Raw genomic sequence first — 2,317 nt, 5'->3', positions numbered from 1 at the left:
TAATAGCATCTTGAATTGCAGCAAAATTCTCATACTTTCTATGAAATGGTTCAATATTAAAAGCAATAGCAAGCTGTTTATAAGCCTCTAATACAGTCAATGTAGACAATGGTAGATAAATAATCTTGTATGCATTCTGGTTTAAATTATTAGTATAATTACGGACAATAGTAGTTTTACCACAGCCAGGGTCTCCTGTAATTAAACCTATACCTTTTGTTTGTAAAAGATAATCTAGTCTTACTTTAACTTCTTTATAGTTGTTGTTCTCATATAGTATTTTTTTTGAGTTCTTAATAAAATGGTTAAACTCCAATCCATATCTCGATACATAATTCATATATTATTACTCCTCTGCTAATTTAACCTTTGTACGTTGAATAAAGCTATTATGGATAATACTCAAAATTACACAGCACTTTAACCTTTACTTTTCAGTTTTGATTGTAGATAGTTATTTTATATAGAAATAATCTAGTCAAAATAATCAAAATAAATGAAGATAGATAACCAATAATATGACTAAGAACTAGTCAAATATTTAGAAATTAAAGAGTAAAAAAATATGAGAGTTACCTACACCCACTACATCGTAATAACTCTCATTCAAAAAGGTATCTTCATGATAAAACTTAAAGTTGAAAAAGAGAATAGCGAATTAAAAGATTGTCTTCTTGCTCCTAAACTTTATTCAAGAGGTAAAAAGACAATATTCGATTTAAAACTTGCTGTTTTATTACTAACTCTAAAAAAATAAAGCATGCAATTCAAATAACAAGCCTAAAAAAGCTGCTTAATAGAACAGAGATTCTTACAAATTAATTTAAAACCTTTAATTCGCCACAAAAGGGCGATGAATCCATATACGCTTTTATATCTTATTTAATACTTTTACTGGCATTAATCTCTTATGATATTTATATTTGTTATTCTCACATTATGATTTTTTATTTGTCCTCAGTTGTCAATACCTAAATTAATAATATTTGTATAACTATCAAAATTAAGCATAATTCTTCTGTTTGAGTTATAAAAATATTAATCATGAAAAGATATAACGACACACCCTAAATATTAGGGTTGAAAAAAAGATAATACAGATGTAGTCTGAGTTTAGATTATGTTATTTAAACTCAGATGGGCATTATGCAAGTTCTATGAAGCTGCTTGTATCGATGCCCTCTAGTTTTTCTCTCTTTAGCTTCTTTTTAAGATTTGTATAATCACCAAATCCTGCATAGAGTTTCTTGCTTCTCTGTAGGCTCCAGCCTATTGAGAGAATTTTATTTGCAACATGAATTGCTATCTTACTCTTTCTCTTTCCTCTATTAACCATTTTGTCCCATTCATCTTTCAGAATACAATTACTTTTCAAATGATCAAGAGACCATGCACATTGCATGATATTTCTTCTTACTGGCATACAACCAAATGAGGAAGTACCACCCTGCCAATTGTGATCTCCAGACTGATCAATCCTAGGAACCAGACCTACATAATTTCTCAATTGCTTTGGAGTGTAAAATCTGCTGCCATCACCTATGTATGCAAGTATTGATGTACATGATATTAGTCCAACTCCAGGAAGTGATAACCATGGAAGAGCTACTTCAGAATTAGCTAAAATGAAATTTCTCATGATATCCATATACTTCTCAATCTTTAGCTCTACCGATGTAATTAATTCTTCAACCATAGTTGCATCCAGACAAGCTAAGTCATCAAGTCTTTCTGCAATAATAAATACCCTTGATTCATTCTTTTCAAGATCAGATTTCTTTACTTCAGGTACTCCATTCATATTAAATATTGAGTGCAGCTTGTTTATTAGTTGTGTTCTTTGCTTCTTGGCAAAATTGTAGGAATTGACAATTTGTCTTATCTCTGATTCACACTTTGTTGGAATATTCATTAAGCAGATACTCTCTTCATGGGTATCTCTTATATAATGTGAAATCTTTACAGCATCAATCTTGTCTGTTTTTCTCTGAGACTGGAAAATAATGTGAAGTTTTCCAGGATTTAGCAGATATACCTTTCCTGCTATCATCTCGAGCTCTCTTGCAAAGTTGTTAGAACTAGTACCTCCTTCAATAGCAACGATATCCTTCGCTCCCAAGGTTGCGATAAATCTTTGCCTTCCCTTTGCGTCCATAGTACCTGAAATAATATTTCTGTCTTCAAAGTTCTTTTCTCGTGTAAGTACACATGCTTTGAATGTCCTCTTCGACAAGTCCATTCCTATTATCCTGTCGAAACCATCGAGCTTAGCCATATGTAAGCCCTCCTTTAATTAGAATTTGACTGCAATTAGAAC

At 31.4% G+C, this 2,317-nt stretch carries 3 protein-coding genes; 1 reads left to right on the top strand and 2 read right to left on the bottom strand.

Going from position 1 to position 2,317, the window contains the following annotated elements; translation table 11 throughout:
• Positions 1-340 (bottom strand): ATP-binding protein (locus SOY52_RS09110; protein WP_320848645.1); only part of this gene is annotated, 340 nt, incomplete at its 3' end.
• A 225-nt stretch (positions 341-565) separates the two neighbouring features.
• Between SOY52_RS09110 and SOY52_RS09105 the strand changes: the two genes are divergently transcribed.
• A complete protein-coding gene (locus SOY52_RS09105) occupies positions 566-757 on the top strand; it encodes a hypothetical protein (RefSeq protein WP_320848644.1) in 192 nt (63 codons plus the stop codon).
• Between the two features lie 387 nt (positions 758-1,144).
• On the opposite strand, the gene SOY52_RS09100 is transcribed toward SOY52_RS09105, so the two are convergent.
• A complete protein-coding gene (locus SOY52_RS09100; RefSeq protein WP_320848643.1) occupies positions 1,145-2,275 on the bottom strand; it encodes an IS110 family transposase in 1,131 nt (376 codons plus the stop codon).
• Between the last annotated feature and the right edge of the window lie 42 nt (positions 2,276-2,317).

It is taken from the genome of Bullifex sp., from assembly GCF_034103065.1.
Classification (GTDB): domain Bacteria; phylum Spirochaetota; class Spirochaetia; order Sphaerochaetales; family Sphaerochaetaceae; genus Bullifex.
Note: the sequence above shows the minus strand (reverse complement) of the source record. Positions and strands in the feature narration are given on the sequence as shown.